General features: G+C 60.4%; 12 protein-coding genes and 1 tRNA gene. 5 read left to right on the top strand and 8 right to left on the bottom strand.

Annotated elements, in window-relative coordinates; genetic code table 11:
- Positions 1-68: 68 nt before the first annotated feature.
- A complete protein-coding gene (gene podJ, locus AC5SEO_RS07725) occupies positions 69-3,842 on the bottom strand; it encodes a cell division protein PodJ (RefSeq protein WP_174068019.1) in 3,774 nt (1,257 codons plus the stop codon).
- A 376-nt stretch (positions 3,843-4,218) separates the two neighbouring features.
- Here podJ and AC5SEO_RS07720 point away from each other — a divergent pair, with 376 nt between their 5' ends.
- The 5 genes from AC5SEO_RS07720 to AC5SEO_RS07700 all read left to right on the top strand — a co-directional run bounded on the left by AC5SEO_RS07720 (position 4,219) and on the right by AC5SEO_RS07700 (position 10,601).
- Positions 4,219-6,015: an acyl-CoA dehydrogenase C-terminal domain-containing protein gene (locus tag AC5SEO_RS07720; RefSeq protein ID WP_065658363.1), complete on the top strand. Its 1,797-nt coding sequence runs from the start codon at positions 4,219-4,221 to the stop codon at positions 6,013-6,015.
- 32 nt (positions 6,016-6,047) lie between these two features.
- Positions 6,048-7,256, top strand: a complete 1,209-nt coding sequence (locus AC5SEO_RS07715; RefSeq protein WP_025592421.1) for an acetyl-CoA C-acetyltransferase — start codon at positions 6,048-6,050, stop codon at positions 7,254-7,256.
- A 187-nt stretch (positions 7,257-7,443) separates the two neighbouring features.
- Positions 7,444-9,660 carry a 3-hydroxyacyl-CoA dehydrogenase NAD-binding domain-containing protein gene (locus AC5SEO_RS07710; protein ID WP_174067987.1) on the top strand — a complete coding sequence of 739 codons (2,217 nt, stop codon included), beginning with the start codon at positions 7,444-7,446 and terminating at the stop codon, positions 9,658-9,660.
- A 168-nt stretch (positions 9,661-9,828) separates the two neighbouring features.
- A complete protein-coding gene (locus AC5SEO_RS07705) occupies positions 9,829-10,305 on the top strand; it encodes a hypothetical protein (protein ID WP_065658359.1) in 477 nt (158 codons plus the stop codon).
- 220 nt (positions 10,306-10,525) lie between these two features.
- Positions 10,526-10,601: transfer RNA gene (locus AC5SEO_RS07700), tRNA-Phe, on the top strand.
- 246 nt (positions 10,602-10,847) lie between these two features.
- On the opposite strand, the gene mnhG is transcribed toward AC5SEO_RS07700, so the two are convergent.
- The 7 genes from mnhG to AC5SEO_RS07665 form a co-directional block, all read right to left on the bottom strand.
- Positions 10,848-11,192, bottom strand: a complete 345-nt coding sequence (gene mnhG / locus AC5SEO_RS07695; protein WP_003514988.1) for a monovalent cation/H(+) antiporter subunit G — start codon at positions 11,190-11,192, stop codon at positions 10,848-10,850.
- Positions 11,189-11,470, bottom strand: a complete 282-nt coding sequence (locus AC5SEO_RS07690) for a K+/H+ antiporter subunit F (RefSeq protein WP_003514989.1) — start codon at positions 11,468-11,470, stop codon at positions 11,189-11,191. Before AC5SEO_RS07690 ends, mnhG begins: the two co-directional genes overlap by 4 nt.
- On the bottom strand, positions 11,467-11,955 hold the full coding sequence (locus AC5SEO_RS07685) for a Na+/H+ antiporter subunit E (RefSeq protein ID WP_003514990.1): 489 nt from the start codon (positions 11,953-11,955) through the stop codon (positions 11,467-11,469). The genes AC5SEO_RS07690 and AC5SEO_RS07685 overlap by 4 nt, the downstream gene beginning before the upstream one ends.
- Complete coding sequence (locus AC5SEO_RS07680; protein WP_003514992.1) at positions 11,952-13,598, bottom strand: monovalent cation/H+ antiporter subunit D; 1,647 nt, start codon at positions 13,596-13,598, stop codon at positions 11,952-11,954. Before AC5SEO_RS07680 ends, AC5SEO_RS07685 begins: the two co-directional genes overlap by 4 nt.
- Positions 13,595-13,930, bottom strand: coding sequence for a Na+/H+ antiporter subunit C (locus AC5SEO_RS07675; protein WP_003514993.1), 336 nt, complete (start codon positions 13,928-13,930; stop codon positions 13,595-13,597). The genes AC5SEO_RS07680 and AC5SEO_RS07675 overlap by 4 nt, the downstream gene beginning before the upstream one ends.
- Positions 13,930-16,848 carry a monovalent cation/H+ antiporter subunit A gene (locus tag AC5SEO_RS07670; protein WP_495363812.1) on the bottom strand — a complete coding sequence of 973 codons (2,919 nt, stop codon included), beginning with the start codon at positions 16,846-16,848 and terminating at the stop codon, positions 13,930-13,932. Before AC5SEO_RS07670 ends, AC5SEO_RS07675 begins: the two co-directional genes overlap by 1 nt.
- A 106-nt stretch (positions 16,849-16,954) precedes the next feature.
- Positions 16,955-17,332 (bottom strand): hypothetical protein, encoded by a 378-nt coding sequence (locus tag AC5SEO_RS07665; RefSeq protein ID WP_112682624.1) that lies wholly within the window; start codon positions 17,330-17,332, stop codon positions 16,955-16,957.
- Between the last annotated feature and the right edge of the window lie 376 nt (positions 17,333-17,708).

The raw sequence follows: 17,708 nt of genomic DNA, 5'->3' as shown, positions 1-17,708 counted from the left end.
AGCGCCACATTCCGGCGCCAAACTGTGGGGAAGCGGCCGGGAAGGCCGCCTCATCCGTTGCGAAACGGTTATTTGTTGCGGGCGAGCAGCGCTGTCACCAGCTCGTTGGTGATGCGCCCGTCGGGCGTCTGGCCAACGGATTTCTGGAAATCCTTGATGGCGGTAACCGTGTTCTTGCCAAGCTTGCCGTCGGGCTGGCCGGCATCGAAACCGTTCTTGTTCAGGATTGCCTGAATGTTGCGGATCGCCTTTTCCATGTCCACGGAGGCAGTCTTCACGCCCTCCTTGCCAGCCCATTCCTCGGGCGGGTTAACACTGTTGGCGTCTTCCGAAAGCGGCTTGACCTTCCATGCGTCGGCTTTCGCACGTGCGCTCTGAAGCTGCTGCGGGTTCATCGCTCCCGCAACCTCGTCACGCTTCTGGGCAGCGTCCGTGTCGCCATCCTTGGCCGCAATGGAGAACCACTTGTAGGATTCCTCGATATCCTGCTTCACGCCGCTTCCGCGCGCGTAGAGAATGGCAAGGTTGAACTGGCTGTCGCGGACGCCGAGTTCGGAAGCCTTGATGAACCATTGCGCGGCGGTGGTGAAATCCGGCTGGCCGGCCGCATCGGAGGCGAGCAGGACAGCGAGATTGTGCATGGCGCCTGCATTGCCCTGTTCGGCTGCCAGCGTGTAATAGCGCTTCGCTTCGGAAAGGTTGCGCTCGACGCCATTCGCCTTCTCGTAAAGGTTGGCGAGACGATATTGTGCGGGAGCAAGGCCGCGATCCGCAGCCAGCTTGTACCATTTGGCGGCTTCCGCGCGATCGGCGGCAAGGCCGCGACCTTCGGTGTAGCGTGCTGCGATCTCGTACAGCGCCTGCGTGTCGCCTTTCGCTGCGGCTTCCGCCAGCGATGCTGGCTCGATACCGGCGGGAACTACAATCGCGCCCTGGGCGGCGGCAGCCGTGGTAGCGGCCTGCACCGGTGCCTGCGGCTCACTCTGTGCGACAGTGCCTGACGTCGCCGCATCCACAGCGGGCGCATCGGCAACAGGCGGTTCATTGGCAAGCGGCGCGCCGCCAATGGTACGCGGATCGATGGTGTTTTCCGATGGTGCTGCGTTTTCGATGCTGTCGGCGGATGCCGCCTCCTGCGGATCGATAGCCAGTTCGGACGGAATGGTCACGGCCTTGTCGCCGGTCTCGGGAAGTGCGGAGACCGGGGCATCGCCCATCTTCTCTTCGATGACCGGTGCCGGGGCTTCCCTGCCGCCCATCATCGTCTTGACGAGCGGCATGGCCATCATCGCAAGAAGAATGGCGCCGATGCCGAGCAGCAGAGGGCGACGATAACGTGAAAGCGCCGAAGCGTCGGGTTTGCGATTTTTCTTGCCGGTTTCAAGCTTCTCCGGGGAGGTTTCCATTGCGGCAGCCTGCGCTGCGCGACGGGCGGCGGCGATGAAATCCGTGCGGCCTTCTGCGTCCGCCGCCTTGCCGCTGGAAGCGACCTGGCTGGCGCGCACCCGTTCCAGTATTTTCTTGATATCAGGTGCGCCAGAGCCGGGCTCCAGAAGTTCGTTCTCCTGGCCCGCAGGCAGCACGTCGATCGGATCGAGCGAAGGGGCGGGTTCCACCTGCGTGCGGGTGGTGGTTGCCGATACGGGTTCTTCTGCCGATTTGGCGGTCTTCGCCGTGCCGGTTTTGAAACGCTTGGTCAGGCCGGCAAGCAGGCTCTTTTTCTCTGCTTTTGCGGGTTTTGCAGCGGCGGGCGGCACGATTGCCATCGCATCCGCGCCGTTTTCGCCGGCATCGCGCGTGTCTTCTAGAATAAGCTGTTCTTCGGCGATGTAGCCCTCTTGCGGGAAGATGGCGGCCGGCATGGCCACGTCTTCGCGGGCGGGCGTAATCATATGCTGCGCGACGTTGCGTGGCGCTGCCTCTTCGCGATAGGCGGGAGCGGGTGCGCGATTATCAAGGCTGTCCAGTCGACCGGCAATCTGCACCAGCGTTTCGTGCAGCGCCTCGAAGGTGCGGTGCGTGCGTTCTTCCGTGTTGCGGCTCAGCGCCTCGAGGCTGCGCAGATCGGTGGCAAGATCGGTCAGCATCGTCATATCGGCGAGGTTTGCGCCGGAGGAGACATTGTTGCGCGTAAAGGCGTCCAGAACGGCCTCGGCCGCCTGTCGAGCCGCTTCGATGATATACTCATCGTTGGACGCCATGTAGTCCTCGATCGCCGACATGCGGGCATCGAGTTCCGGCGACATGCCCGCCGGCTGGTGATGACCCGGCTGGCTGATTAGCGATGAGAGATGGGTGATCTGATTTTCGAGGCTGAGCAAAGCGCCGCTGTCGGCGGGTGCGGCATGGGCGGTCTCGTCCAGACGGGCCGCGATATCGCCAAGCCGTTCTTCCAGGCGCGAAAAAGTGCCTTCGTTGAAACCAGCAACGGGCTGCGGCTGGCTGTAGCGATAGTCAAGGTCTTCGATGCGCCGGGAAAGCGTGTCGAGCCGTTCCGCCAGGCCGTCATTGACGGTGCCGTGATCCAGCGCGTCGATCTTGCGGGAAATGTCGCTGAGGAACGATGTCAGTTCCGCCTGCTGTGAGGGGCGCTGCGAACGCTCCAGAAGCAGGGAAAGCTGGTCCAGTCGCTCGTGCAGCTGTGCCGCGTCGCGCGCCGTGCTCAATTCATCGATCTTGGCGGCCAGCGTTTCAAGACGGGCGGTGAGATCCACAGCTGGATCGGGCTTTGCGGCGGCAATACGATTGATATCACCGAGCTGTTCGGCAAGGCCGTTCAGGCGGGTTTCCAGCCGCTGTGCCAGTGCGTTGTCGGTGGCCTGTGCATTGTTGGAGCGGGCGCCAGTAGCGGCAATGGCGCGGCTGATTTCATCCAGTCGCTGGTCCAGACCGGAAAACTGTTCGGTAAAGGCAGCCTCGTTCGGCTGCATATGCTTGCCGAGCTGCTCCACCGCGCTTGCGATGGTGATCAGCTTTTCCTCAAGCACGCGCACGGCGGGATTGTTGCTCATGCCGCCGAGCTGGGTCTTGATGTCGTCGAGACGATAGGCGAGCGAGACGATTTCGTCCTGCAGCGAGGCCGTGTCGAAACCGCGCAACGTGTCTTCCACGGTGTTCCAGCGGCTTTCGATCCGATGTACGCTGTCTTCACGCGCAAGCTGATCGATGGTGAGGCGCAGGTCATCGAATTCATTGCGCAGCCCGTAGGCATCGGGAGAGGCCAGATTGCCGAGCTGGTCGATGCTGCCTGCAAGCCTTGCAATATCGTCGCGCAGGTCGCCGATGAACTGCTGGTCTTCCGCGATCGCGCGAATGTTTCGGATTTCGGCTCGCAGCCCTTGCGCTTCGCGCGCCACGCCTTCTGAAATATCGTGCTTCAGCTCATGCCGCAGGTTGACGAGCGCCTGCGCGATCTCCTGCAAGGCCGCGTCGTTTCGCTGCTGCTCCTGATAGGGCGGGATGGAGCGCGCGCGCGGTGCGGGGTTGGCCGCCGCGTTCTGCACGTCGTTCGGCCGGTATTCAGGCGCAAGCGGTCTGGTAATGGTTCGTTCCGGGCGCGCAACGGGCTCCTGCGGGCGCTGGAAGCTTGCCTCAAGCAGGCGCTGGCGCTGGCGGATTTCGTTGACGGGGTCGAGTTGCGGCGGGGTGACGGTGGCGCGTGGCTCGCGCGGCGCGGCATGGGCCTCGTTTTTCGGCTCAGCTGTCGTGGCCCGGGGGTCGCGCGGAAATTTCTGGCTCATCAGCCCTTCGATGCGGGCTTCAAGGCCTTCAATGGTGCGATTGAGAGCATCAAGAGACGACCTGTCGCTCGGGCTTTGGTTTTTCGATCGCAATCCGTTCATCTTCTCGCTCGCTTCGCTTCCGTCCGGCGTGCCCGGTGTTTGTTGCAACGGCTACCCGCCTGATAATGCCGTCGCACAACATGCAGCAATTCTAGAGCCGGTATTTGCCCCCATGGAGGAAAATGCTTCGATTGACGAAGCAGTTACCTCGTGTCGGAGAATTCACGAAACGTGGTAAAGAAGTGGTTAACTATGGTTGGAATTTTTTAACTTTTGCGGCGCGTAACGCTTTCGCGTGGGGCTGGCCAAGCATTGCGCGGAAAAAGGGCCATGACATTCGACCGGAATTTATTTGACGTTTACGCGCACGTCAAATATTGTCATCCCATATCGGCCGGATCGGCTCCGGCTTTCACGATGCGGAGGAACATCGGTAATGCCTGTTTACAAGGCCCCAGTTAAAGACACGCTTTTTATTCTGAACGACGTTCTTGGCCTCGAGCGGTATAACAACCTGCCCGGCTTCGAGGATGCAACCCCCGACATGATCGAGGCTATTACCGGCGAGGCGGCGAAACTTGCCGAGGAGCGGCTTTTCCCGCTGAACCTGTCTGGCGATCAACAGGGCTGCAAGCGTGCAGATGATGGTTCGGTTTCCGTTCCTGATGGTTTCAAGGAGGCTTACGACGCCTATTGTGAAGGCGGCTGGATCGGCCTCGCCGTACCGCCGGAATTCGGCGGGCAGGGCCTGCCCTATACGCTGCATGCGGCGATTGGCGAGTATATGTCGTCCGCCAACCTGTCGCTGATGATGTATCCCGGCCTGACGCAGGGCGCCATCGCTGCCGTCCTCGTCCATGGCACGCAGGAGCAGAAAGAAACCTATCTGCCGAAGATGGTCGAGGGAACATGGTCCGGCACCATGAACCTGACAGAACCCCATTGCGGCACCGATCTCGGCCTGCTGCGCACAAAAGCAGTTCCGCAGGGCGACGGCAGCTACAAGATTTCCGGCCAGAAGATCTTCATTTCGGCCGGCGAACATTCCATGACTGACAATATCGTCCATCTGGTGATTGCCCGCATCGAGGGCGCGCCGGAAGGCACCAAGGGTATTTCGCTGTTCATCGTGCCGAAATTCCTCGTGAAGGAGGACGGTTCGCTCGGCGAGCGCAACGGCGTCACCTGCGGCGCGATCGAACACAAGATGGGCATCCACGGCAACGCCACCTGCGTCATGAACTATGACGATGCGACGGGGTATCTCTTGGGTGCGGAGAACAAGGGTCTCTCCGCCATGTTCGTGATGATGAACGAGGCCCGCCTCGGCGTCGGCCTTCAGGGCCTGTCCGTGGGTGAGATCGCCTATCAGAATGCGGTCGAATATGCCCGCGAGCGCATTCAGGGCCGTTCACTTTCCGGGGCAAAATTCCCCGATAAAAAGGCCGATCCGATCATCGTGCACCCGGATATCCGCCGTACGCTGATGACTATCAAGGCCTATAACGAGGCTGGTCGCGCCTTCCTTCTGTGGACCGCGCTGCAATCTGATATCGCCCACCGGTCGACCGACGAGAAAGAGCGTCAGACGGCAGATGACCTGCTCGGTCTCGTCACGCCGATCCTCAAGGGCGTGCTGACTGACAAGGGCTTCGACCATGCCGTAATGGCGCAACAGGTCTTCGGCGGTCACGGCTATATCGAGGAACATGGCATGAGCCAATATGTCCGCGATGCCCGCATCACCATGATCTATGAGGGTGCGAACGGCATTCAGGCGCTCGATCTGGTCGGCCGCAAGCTCGGCATGAATGGCGGCCGTGCCGTCATGGCGCTGTTCAAGGAAATCGGGGATTTCTGCGAGGAAAACCGCGCCGACGAAAAGCTCAGCCTTTACACAAAGGGCCTGAAGAAGGGCTTGAACGACCTGCAGGCCGCAACCATGTGGTTCATGCAGAACGCCATGGCCAAGCCAGACAATGCCGGTGCCGGTTCGACCGATTACATGCACCTCTTCGGTATCGTGGTGCTGGGTTACATGCAGGCCCGCATGGCGAAGGCGGCGAGCGAAGCCCTTGCGGCAGGTAGCACTTCGGACGAGGATTTCCTCAAGACCAAGCTTGTCACGGCGAAGTTTTATATGGAGCGCATCATGCCGGAAACGGCGCTACGCAAGGCCCGCATCGAAACCGGCGCGGACACCATGATGGAACTGGCTGCGGAAGCATTCTGACAGGGCGTGTCACGCGCCGAGGGAGAGAGTTAATGACCGACGTTTACATTTATGACCATGTCCGCACCCCGCGCGGACGCGGCAAGAAGGATGGCAGCCTGCATGAGGTGCCCTCCGTTCGCCTTGCCGCCAAGACGCTGGAAGCCATCCGCGACCGCAACGGGCTCGATACGTCTGCTGTCGACGACATTATCATGGGCTGTGTCGATCCCGTCATGGATGCCGGTGCAGTTATCCCGAAAGCCGCCGCCTTCGAGGCCGGTTATTCCAACAAGGCACCGGGAATGCAGATCTCGCGCTTCTGCGCTTCAGGTCTCGATGCCATCAACTTCGCGGCCGGCAAGGTCAAGGCAGGCTCCGACGATATCGTCATTGCCGGCGGCGTGGAAAGCATGTCGCGCGTCGGCATGGGCATGTCTGGTGGCGCCTGGTACATGGACCCTTCGGTCAACTTCCCCGCCTTCTTCATGCCGCAGGGCGTATCGGCAGATCTAATCGCCACCAAATACGGTTTTTCCCGTGACGATGTCGACGCCTATGCTGTCGAAAGCCAGAAGCGCGCCGCGCATGCCTGGGAAAAGGGCTATTTCAACAAGTCCGTTATCCCCGTGAAGGACCGCAACGGCCTGACGATCCTCGACCGCGACGAACATATGCGCCCCGGTACGGACATGCAGGCGCTGGCTTCCCTCAACCCATCCTTCCAGATGCCGGGTGAAATGGGCGGCTTCGAAGCCGTCGGCATCATGGCGCACCCGGAAGTGGAGCGTATCAACTACGTGCACCATGCGGGCAATTCGTCCGGTATCGTCGATGGCGCGGCCGCCGTTCTGGTTGGTTCCAAGGCGGGCGGCGAGGCTATGGGCGTGAAACCGCGTGCCCGCATCAGGGCTTTCGCCAATATCGGTTCCGATCCGGCGCTGATGCTGACCGGCCCGGTGGATGTGACCGAGAAGCTTCTGAAAAAGACCGGGATGTCGCTTGCCGATATCGATCTTTTCGAACTCAACGAGGCCTTCGCCGCCGTCGTGCTGCGTTACATGCAGGCCTTCGACATCAGCCACGATAGGATGAACGTCAATGGCGGCGCAATCGCCATGGGCCATCCGCTGGGTGCGACAGGAGCGATGATCCTCGGCACGGTGCTTGACGAGTTGGAGCGGCGCGATCTGAACACCGCGCTCGTCACGCTCTGCATCGGCGCGGGCATGGGCACAGCGACCGTTATCGAGCGTGTTTGAGTTACGGAGGGCTAACCCCAGGCTCCTCATCCCTGCGCTCGTCACAGGGATCCCAGCAGCGCCGCGTCTGCGGCGCGCGAGAGTCTTCCAGCCCAAAGACTTGGGCTGACTGGGTTCCTGTGACAGGCACGGGAATGAGGGATCGGGAAGTTCGGCGAAACGAAATTCAGGGAAGAGGAATCCCAAAATGAGCACTTATACCAATTTCACCATCGAGACGGACGCAGACGGCATTGCCCTTATCACCTGGGACATGCCGGAGAAGTCCATGAATGTCTTCACTTCCGAGGTGATGGACGAACTGAACGCCATCGTTGACGCAACTGTCGCCGACGCTGGCGTCAAGGGTGCTGTCTTCACCTCCGGCAAGAGCACGTTTTCCGGCGGTGCCGATCTTTCGATGATCAAGTCGATGTTCTCCTTCTACAATGACGAGAAGGCGAAGGACCCGGATCAGGCAGCCGCCAAGCTGTTCGAACTGGTCGGCCGCATGACCGGCTTGTTCCGCAAGCTGGAGACCAACGGCAAGCCCTGGGTCTCAGCCATCAACGGCACCTGCATGGGCGGCGCTTTCGAGCTGTCGCTTGCCTGCCACGGTCGCGTCGCGTCGAATGCCAAGAGCCTCAAGATAGCCCTTCCTGAAGTCAAGGTCGGCATCTTCCCTGGTGCCGGCGGCACCCAGCGCGTGCCGCGCCTGACCGATGCGCAATCCGCCTTGCAGATGATGACCACCGGTCAGTCGCTGACCGGTGCGCGCGCCAAGGCCATGGGGCTGGTTCATCAGGTGGTGGATCCGGATCAGCTCATTTCCGCTGCCAAGCAAATGATCAAGGACGGCCTGAAGCCGGTTGCCCCCTGGGATGAAAAAGGCTTCAAGGCCCCCGGCGGCGGCATCTGGACGCCGGCCGCTGCCCAGCTCTGGCCGGCCGCTCCGGCGATCCTGCGCCGTGAAAGCGCCGGCAACTATCCGGCAGCACTTGCTATCCTGAAATGCGTCTATGAGGGTCTGCAATTGCCGTTCGATACGGCGTTGAAGGTGGAGCAGCGTTATTTCACCGAAATCCTTCGCTCGAAGGAAGCCTTCGGCATGATCCGCTCGCTGTTCGTTTCCATGCAGGAACTGGGCAAGGGCGCGCGCCGCCCGTCCGGTCAGCCGAAGACGGAGTTCAGAAAGGTCGGCGTCGTCGGCGCGGGCTTCATGGGCGCCGCCGTTGCTTATGTCACTGCCGCAGCCGGTATCCCCGTCACGCTGGTGGACCGCGATCAGGAAGCCGCCGACAAGGGCAAGGGCCATTGCGAGGAAAGCGTCAAGGCCGCCATCGGCAAGGGCAGGCTGACGCAGGATGAAGGCAAGGCCTTGCTCGACCTCGTTACCCCGACAGCGGATTACGCGGCGCTCTCCGACGCCGATCTCGTCATCGAGGCCGTCTTCGAAGACCGCGACGTGAAGAAGGCCGTCATCGAGGCCGTGGAAGCCGTGTTGCCGCAAGGCGCAATTTTCGCCTCCAACACCTCCACTTTGCCGATTACCGGGCTTGCGAAGAACTCCAAGCGCCCGGTGGATTTCATCGGCATCCACTTCTTCTCGCCGGTCGAGAAGATGATGCTGACGGAAGTCATCCTCGGCAAGGAAACGGGTGACAAGGCGCTGGCCGTCGCGCTGGATTATGTGGCCAAGATCAGGAAGACGCCGATTGTCGTCAACGATACGCGCGGCTTCTTCGTCAATCGCTGCGTGCTGCGTTACATGGCGGAAAGCTACGACATGCTGATCGAGGGTGTGCCGCCCGCCATGATCGAGAATGCCGCGAAATTCGCCGGCATGCCGGTCGGCCCGCTGGCGCTGAACGACGAGGTGGCAATCGATCTTTCCTACAAGATCCTGAAAGCAACCGTCGCCGATCTCGGTGAAAAGGCTGTCGATCCGCGCCATATGGAACTGGTGAAGAAGCTGGTGGAAGGCGAGGGCCGTTTTGGCCGCAAGAACTCCAAGGGCTTTTACGACTACCCGCCAAAGCCCGCCAAGAAGTCCCTCTGGCCCGGCCTGAAGGATCTCTATCCTCAGCAGAAGCCGGAGGATGTGGATATGGAAGTGCTGAAACAGCGCTTTCTGGTCACCGTGGCGCTGGAAGCCGCTCGCACCGTGGAAGAAGGCATCGTCACCGACCCGCGTGAGGCCGATGTCGGCTCCATCCTCGGTTTCGGCTTTGCGCCCTACACCGGCGGCGCCCTCTCCTATATCGACGGCATGGGCGTGAAGACCTTCGTGGCGCTGGCCGAGAAGCTGAGCGAGACCTATGGCCCACACTTCAAGCCGACGCCGCTTCTGAAGGACATGGCGGCCAAGGGCGAGACCTTCTACGGTCGCTTCGATCCCTATGGCAGCACCGCGAAAGCGGCATAAGCCTTCAAGACACACAAATGAACAGGCCCTTCGGGGCCTGTTTTTTATCGGCCTATCGTGCCGATACCATCGCTTTATGTGCATCCTTTGCCAGGCTGGGGCGTTGAGAAGGCGTGAACGGGCGATGCGCGCCCGGTGCAGCAATTCAGGACACTTCAGGAGACTGCAATGAAGACATCGCTGCGATCCCATGGTTTCGACAAACCATCGGACCTTGACGACCACTTGGCTGAACTTGATGAAGAAGCTGCGGAGAAAGAGGCAGAAAAGCCCACTGTCCGAGAGGCGCGTGCTTCCGCTACGGTGGACCAGTCGATACGCGCGGAACTGGACGAACTCCGCAAACAGTTGGAAAAGCTGCGCCGCGATGTGAAAAAGCTGGAATCGGCGTCCCATCCAACCCGCCACAAACCGACAGATCTCAGGCACGAGAAAGACCACGAGAATTCGCGCCTGATGATGGTTGTGCGCTCCGTTGCCGTTACCTCGCTTGCCAGCCGCATCTTCGCGTCCTCACCCGTCATGGCGGCTCTGGTGGCCGTGGTGCCTTTTGCGCTTGGACTTGCCGCACGGCGCAGGGAAGGGGCAAGCCGCCCAACCGCCGCTCGCCCTGATCAGCCGCGCCTGAATCCGCCACCTGACTGATGTCGATCAGGTCTGGCGTATCGCCGATAGCGCGTTTCCAGCCACGATAAGGCCTTCACAGCGCATGTATTCCAGCCATCCACAGGCGCCGTGAAAAAACTGTCAAAAAACTTCGCTATGGCGCTTGCCATGTCCGAACAAGATGTTATAACCCCGCTCACTTTCGGGGCACCAAACAGCCCCGCCCGCCAAAAGCGGAGGTTCTTCAAGGACCTGAAGTGCCCGGATAGCTCAGTTGGTAGAGCAGCGGATTGAAAATCCGCGTGTCGGTGGTTCAAATCCGCCTCCGGGCACCATTCTTCTTAATTTCATTTTTTCCTGAATTGAATGCGTGTTGCCTCCTCCGCGCTGGCAAGATTAGATTGCTTCCGTTGTCATCGGTTTTTTAGCGCGGACGATGTAACTCGATGCGTTACGTCTGCCTACTTGTCCAACAATCGGAAAGCTGCCCGCAAGTGGATCATCGGATAAGACCCGTCGCAGGAGAGTTTCCTTGACCTTCAGGAAGGTAATTCACGCAAAACTCTTCTGAGTCCGCGGTGCTACAGATGCTCCCGGTTATCCGTATTCTGCTCCGCCCGGTCCCGATAAAGTGCGGCACGCCCCAGCAGCATCAGCGACACTGGCGTCGTCACCGTCACGAAGATGCCGATGAAGATCTCGTGGAAGGCGAAGCGGTCGCCGGAGACGGAGAAATAGATGATGGAGGCCATGACGATGCCGCCGGTGCCCCAGCTGGTGCCGAGCGTCGGTGCGTGCAGGCGCTCGTAGAAGCTGTTGAGCTTGGCAAAGCCGATGGTGCCGATCAGCGTCAGCGAGGCGCCCAGAAGGACGAAGAACGCCACCAGAATGGCGGCCCAGAGCGGAAATTCTGCGGCATTGTTCATTCAATCACCTCGCCACGCATCATGAATTTGGAAAGGGCAACGGTGGAGACGAAGCCGAGGATCGCAATGAGCAGCGAGGCCTCGAAATAGATGTCGTTGCCGGTGCGCAGGCCGAAGGTCAAGAGAAGCAGCATGGCGTTGACATAGAGCGTGTCGACGCCGAGCACCCGGTCCTGGGCGCGCGGGCCGATGGCGATGCGGTAAACGGAAATCGTCATGGCAATGGCGAGCATCAGCTGCGCGAGCGAAAAGGACCAGAAAAGGATAATCGAACTCATTCGAATATCTCCATCAAAAGTTTTTCATATCGGTTCTTGATGAGGCTTATCCAGGCCGCCTCATCCTCATCGTCGAGAACATGAAGCAGAAGCGTGCCCTGGCTGGAATTATATTCGAGCCAGGCGCTTCCCGGTGTCGAGGTGAGGATTGTCGCCAGAACGGCCAATCCCATCGGATCGCGAATATCGAGCGGCACCGCGAGGAAACCGGATTTGCGGTCTCTCTCGCGCTGGAACAGAATGATCTTCACGACGGAAATATTGGACAGGACGATGTCGTAAAGCACGATCGCGATCAGCTTGACGAGCTTGTGCCAGTTGCGGATGCGCGGTTTTGCCGGCCGGAGCGACGCCATAGCCCAGGAGGCGATGAGGGCCACACCGGTGCCTAGCAGCAGATGTCCGGCTGAAAAGCTGTTGATCGTCATCCAGAAGATGATCAGCGAAACCGTCAGCAGCGGATAGGGCAGGACACGGCTTATCATGGCTGCGCCTCCGGATTGGTTCCCGCTCTTGGGGCGGAAATGACGCCCTGAATGTAGCTGGCCGGCAGATCGAGAATACGCGCCGTCTCCTGCATGTAGCGCATCACCGGCCCCGCCTGCACGGTCATGGCGAGTGTCAGTCCCAGCAGCAGCATGATGGGCGCTATTTCGATGACGAGAACACGCGGTACTGTGCCTTCGAGGGAGGCCCAGAAGGTGCGGATCCCCGCGCGGGTCATCGAGATCAGAGAGGCGAAACCTGCAAAGACAATCAGGAAGACCAGCCACCAGGAAAGGGTGGAGACGCTGTCATTGGCACCCAGCCCTGAAGGATTGAGAATGGCGGTCAGCATGGAGAATTTGGCGATGAAGCCCGAGAGCGGCGGCAGACCGGCGAGGAGAATGCCGCAGGCTGCAAAACACGCCCCGAGCACTGCCATGGTGCCGGGCATGGTCACGCCGACTTCTTCCTCCTCTTCCTCCTCTTCGCCCTCGCCATAGGCTTCCATGGTTACGGCAAGAACGTTCGCGCCGGCATCCTGCCCGCGTTCCACCAGTTCGATCAGCATGAAGAAAGCGCTGATGGTGAGTGTGGAACTGACGAGATAATAGAGCGCGCCGGCTGCAACCGTGGGATTGCCGGTGCCCATGGCGGCGAGAAGCGTTCCTGAGGACACCAGAACCGAAAACCCGGCTAGCCGCCCAAGCGCCTGCGAGGCAAGAACGCCTATGGCGCCGAAGATGATGGTGGCGATACCGCCGACAAGCAGGGCATCATGACCAAAACCGGCCGATTCCCCGGCCGTCTGCCCGAAAAGCAGGAAGGACAGGCGGGCAATGACATAGATGCCGACCTTGCTCATGATAGCAAACAGCCCGCCGACAGGTGCTGAAGCCGAGCCATAGGCGGAAGGCAGCCAGAAATTCAGCGGCCACATGCCAGCCTTGACCAGGAACGCGATGCCGAGAACCGCAGCGCCGGTTTCAAGCAGCATGCGCTGGTCCGGGTTGAGGCCGTCGATGCGGTGGGCAAGGTCACCCATGTTCAGCGTGCCGGTGACGCCATAGATGAGGCTGACGCCGATCAGGAAGAACAATGCGGCGACGAGGTTGATGGCGATGTAATGCAGCCCGGCCTTGACGCGCTGCTGACCGGAGCCATGCAACAGCAAACCATAGGATGCCGCGAGCATAACCTCGAAGAAAACGAAGAGGTTGAAGAGGTCACCGGTCAGGAAAGCACCGTTGACGCCCATCAGCATCATCTGGAACAGCGAATGGAAATGCGCGCCTGCCTTATGCCATTTCGCCAGCGAATAGATCAGCGAGGGAATGGCAAGCAGTGCCGTCAAAAGCACCATTAGCCCGGAGAGGCGATCGGCAACGAGCACGATGCCGAAGGGCGCCGGCCAGTTGCCGAGCAGATAGACCCCGCTCGAAACCACCGCCGCAATCTCGGTATTGACCGTCGAGTTCACCTCGCGGAACAGCAGGATGGCGACAACAAGCAATATCACGGTCGAGGCAAGGCTGATGGCGGCCTTCGCCACGCGCTGGCGCTCGTCGAAGAACAACAGGAGGGCTGCGGTGATCAGCGGCACCAGAATGGGCGCGATGACGATGTGGAAGGGGAACGACATCATTTCGATTCCCTCCCGTCCACATGGTCGGTGCCGGTAAGCCCCCGGGCGGCCAAAAGCACGACGAGGAACAGCGCAGTCGTCGCAAAGCCGATGACGATTGCCGTCAACACCAGCGCCTGCGGCACGGGGTCGGCAAGCGTGGAACTGTCGACGCCGTTTACCAGCACCGGCGGCGCATTGGTCTTGATGCCGCCGACGCCGAAGATGAACAGGTTGACGGCATAGGACAGCAGCGAAAGCCCGACGATGACCTGATAAGTGCGTGGGCGCAGGATCAGCCAGACGCCGGAGCCGGTCATGATGCCGATGCCGATTGAAAGAATGAGTTCCATTACACGTCCTCCACTTTTGCGGCTTCAGGCGTGCGAACGCGGTAGTTACGCAACGATTGGTGTGCCAGTGCTATAAGAATAAGAACGGTGGAGCCGACGACCAGCGAGAAGACGCCGAGGTCGAACAGCAAGGCGGATGCTGTCGGCATTTTGCCGATATAGGGTATCTCCGTGTACTGGAAATAAGAGGTCAGGAACGGATAGCCGAAGTACCATGACCCCATGCCGGTTGCCGCCGCCATCAGAAGGCCGAAGCCCATCCAGCGCAGCGGCAGGATGCGGATGCGATCCTCCGCCCAGCGCGCGCCGCCGGCGAGATATTGCAGCAGGAACGCGATTGCCATGGTGATGCCGGCCGCAAAGCCGCCGCCGGGCAGATCGTGGCCGCGTATGAACAGGAAGATCGAAAAGGTGACGATAACCGGGAACATCCATTGCATGACGATGGACGGTACATAGAGATAGTCGCGCACCGTATCGCCCTTGCTGCGGTCGGGCCGCTCCGCATCGAAGGCGTTTTGCATCTGCTGCTGTTCCGGCACTCCGATGCTTTCATGCGCAGGGCGGAAACGGCGAAGCAGCGCAAAGACCGTCAGCGCCACGATCGCCAGCACCGCGATTTCGCCGAACGTGTCGAAGCCGCGGAAATCGACGAGGATGACGTTGACGACATTGGTGCCGCCGCCTTCCGAATAAGCGCGCTCGAGGAAATAGGTCGCGATGGCGTTCGGCACGGGCAGGGTCATGACCGCATAGGCGATGACGGACATGCCGATGCCGCTTGCTGCGGCCAGCAGGAAGTCACGGGCGCGGCGAAGCTGCGCCGGCAATTCATCGCTGCTGTCCACCTTCTCGAAGCGTTTCGGCAGCCATCTGAGACCGAGCAGGATCAGAACGGTGGTCACGATTTCGACCAGCAACTGGGTGATCGCGAGATCGGGTGCAGAAAGCCAGACGAATGTGAGGCAGGTGACAAGGCCCGAGACGCCGAGCATGATGAGTGCGGCGAGACGATGATATTTCGCCTGCCAGGCGGCACCCAGCGCAGCGATCATGCCGATCAGCCACAGAATGGCAAAGATCGGATCGAAGGACGTCACGCGCGGCAGCGACAATGAAAATTCCGAGAGGAAAAGCGGCGAGAAACCGGCAAGAAGCGCCACGAGGATCAGAAGCCTCAGCTGCGGCTGCAGGCGCCGGGTGCCGAGCGTGCTTTCCAGCCACCGCGCCCACTTCCAGGACACGGTGACGAGAATGCGCTCGAAGATGCGCTGTCCCCGAAGATGCCGGAAGATCGGCGGGCCGTCGTCGCAGCGGGAGAAATAGCCGCCGAGCAGGGCATAGATGGCAACGCCGCCGCCGAGTGCCGCAATACTCATGATGAGCGGCAGGTTGAAACCGTGCCAGATCGACAGGCTGTAGACGGGCGTTTGCGGACCGAGAACGGAAAGCACAGCCGAATGCAGGAACGGGCCGATCGACAGGCTCGGAACGATGCCGACGATCAGGCAGGCGAAAACCAGGAACTCGATCGGGAAACGCATCCAGCGCGGCGGCTCATGCGGATTGGGGTTCGGCAGGTCAACCGGCTTGGGGCCGAAGAAGACCGTGTGGATGAAGCGTAGCGAGTAGGCGACGGCGAAGGCGCCTGACAACGTCGCGACGTATGGCAAAGCCCGGTCGAGCAGCGAGTCTGCGTGGGTTTCGACGGCCTCGGCAAAGAACATTTCCTTGGAGAGGAAGCCGTTGAACAGGGGTACGCCGGCCATTGCAGCGCTCGCCGCCATGGCGAGCGTCGCGGTTGCCGGCATATAGGTGTAAAGCCCGCTCAGCCGCCGCATGTCGCGCGTGCCGGTTTCATGGTCGATGATGCCGGCCGCCATGAACAGCGATGCCTTGAAGGTGGCGTGGTTGACCATGTGGAAGATCGCTGCAACCGCCGCAAGCGGGCTGCCCAGGCTCAAAAGCGTGGTAATGAGCCCCAGATGGCTGATGGTGGAATAGGCGAGCAAGCCTTTCAGGTCCTGCTGGAACATGGCGAAGTAGGCGCCGAGCAGCAGGGTGATGACGCCTGCAGCACCCACCAGCCAGAACCATTCCGGCGTGCCTGCCAGCACCGGCCAGAACCGCGCCAGCAGGAAAACCCCGGCCTTCACCATGGTGGCCGAGTGCAGATAGGCGGAAACGGGCGTGGGCGCCGCCATGGCATTGGGCAGCCAGAAATGAAACGGAAACTGTGCGCTTTTCGTCAGCGCGCCGCCAAGGATGAGAATAAGTGCGGGCAGATAAAGGGAATGGGCGCGGATATCGGGACCGGCCGCGATGATCTTGTCCAGATCGTAGCTTCCCGCCATGTGGCCGAGTATCAGAAGCCCGGCGAGCAGGCTGAAGCCGCCGATGCCGGTCACGGTCAGCGCCATGCGGGCGCCATCGCGCGCGCCGGCATTCTGGTGCCAGTAGCCGATCAGCAGGAACGAGAAGATGCTGGTCATTTCCCAGAATATCGACAGCAAAATGACGTTGCCGGACAGCACTATGCCGAGCATCGAGCCCATGAAGGCGAGCAGAAAGGCAAAAAACCGTGGAATAGGGTCCTGGGCCGACATGTAATATCGGGCGTAGAGAACCACGAGCAGGCCGATGCCGGTAATGAGGATCGCGAAAATCCAGGCGAAGCCATCCAGCCGCAGGGTAAAATTAAGCCCCAGCTGCGGCAGCCATTCCACATCGTATTTCAGCACGCCACCGCCACTGACATTTGGATAAAGAAGGATGCTGCCGACCAGGCCGAAGAGGGCTACGGCGCTAGCTACGTAGGCCGCGCTTGCGGCCGCGCCTTCGCGCGGCATGAAGGCCGTTATGAGTGCGCCGACGAACGGCAATGCGATAATAAATGGTAGAACGGTTGCAAGTGTCATATGCGGCGGCGGTTTTCTCTCTGGAATTGGAGCCTACGGCGGGTTTCCGACGACTCCGATCCCTCAAGGTTCGCAAGGAACCGAATGATGAGGACCGCCGGAATGACTAAGAGATAATATGCGGAGGTGCTCTTGGAACCACGTTCGCAAAGTCTCGGAAAGTTTGTGGCGCGATGGCAACAGGCGTGACGGCCGGTTTGGCGTCAGCCACGATCCGCAGGATGGTCGAGGGAAAACCGACGGGGCGAAGCCCCGGAGCACCGTTGTGAGCCTTGCAGCCGTGATCGTCGCCGGTGGTGCAGTCCTTATCGCGAGGCGAGGGGGAGTGGCTTAGGTCAGCCGTCTGCAATCGTTCCAGACGGCTGGTCTTTGAGATTGCCTTGATGCCGGATGGCGCCTGAAAGCCGATGATGACGAGCAGGCTCGCAACCACAAGACCGATCAACACTTGCGGATGGCGCCTTGAACAGCGGCATTTCTCCATCCGTAACAAGTTGGCGTCTCCTTGATCGTAAAGGTCTCTCTAAAGCATCACCGCTGAGCGAATATCCCGTTGATTTGTTTTAGGGGAAGGCGGACACGCTTGTCCAGCGCACAGGCTGGAAAAACCGCCCGTCGCGTCCGATTCCTTTTCGTTTTTGCCCGTTTGCGGCAAAGTAGGGGCGACAATGGCTAAAAGCTTTTACAAATTTTACCGTTTGACGCCGGTGCTGATGTTTCTTAACTTTCAAGCAAGGAATTAACCATAAAGATTGATGGTATTTCCACGGCGGAATGGGGTTATCTCCCCTTCCAGGCATGACGCCGCACTGCCGTACCGGGCCCGATCCGGTATTTCGTTTCTTGGTTCAAGAAGGTCA

The sequence above is a fragment of the Agrobacterium sp. K11 genome (genome assembly GCF_059429395.1).
The sequence above is the reverse complement of the archived record's forward strand: the minus strand, read 5'-3'. Positions and strand labels throughout refer to the sequence as shown.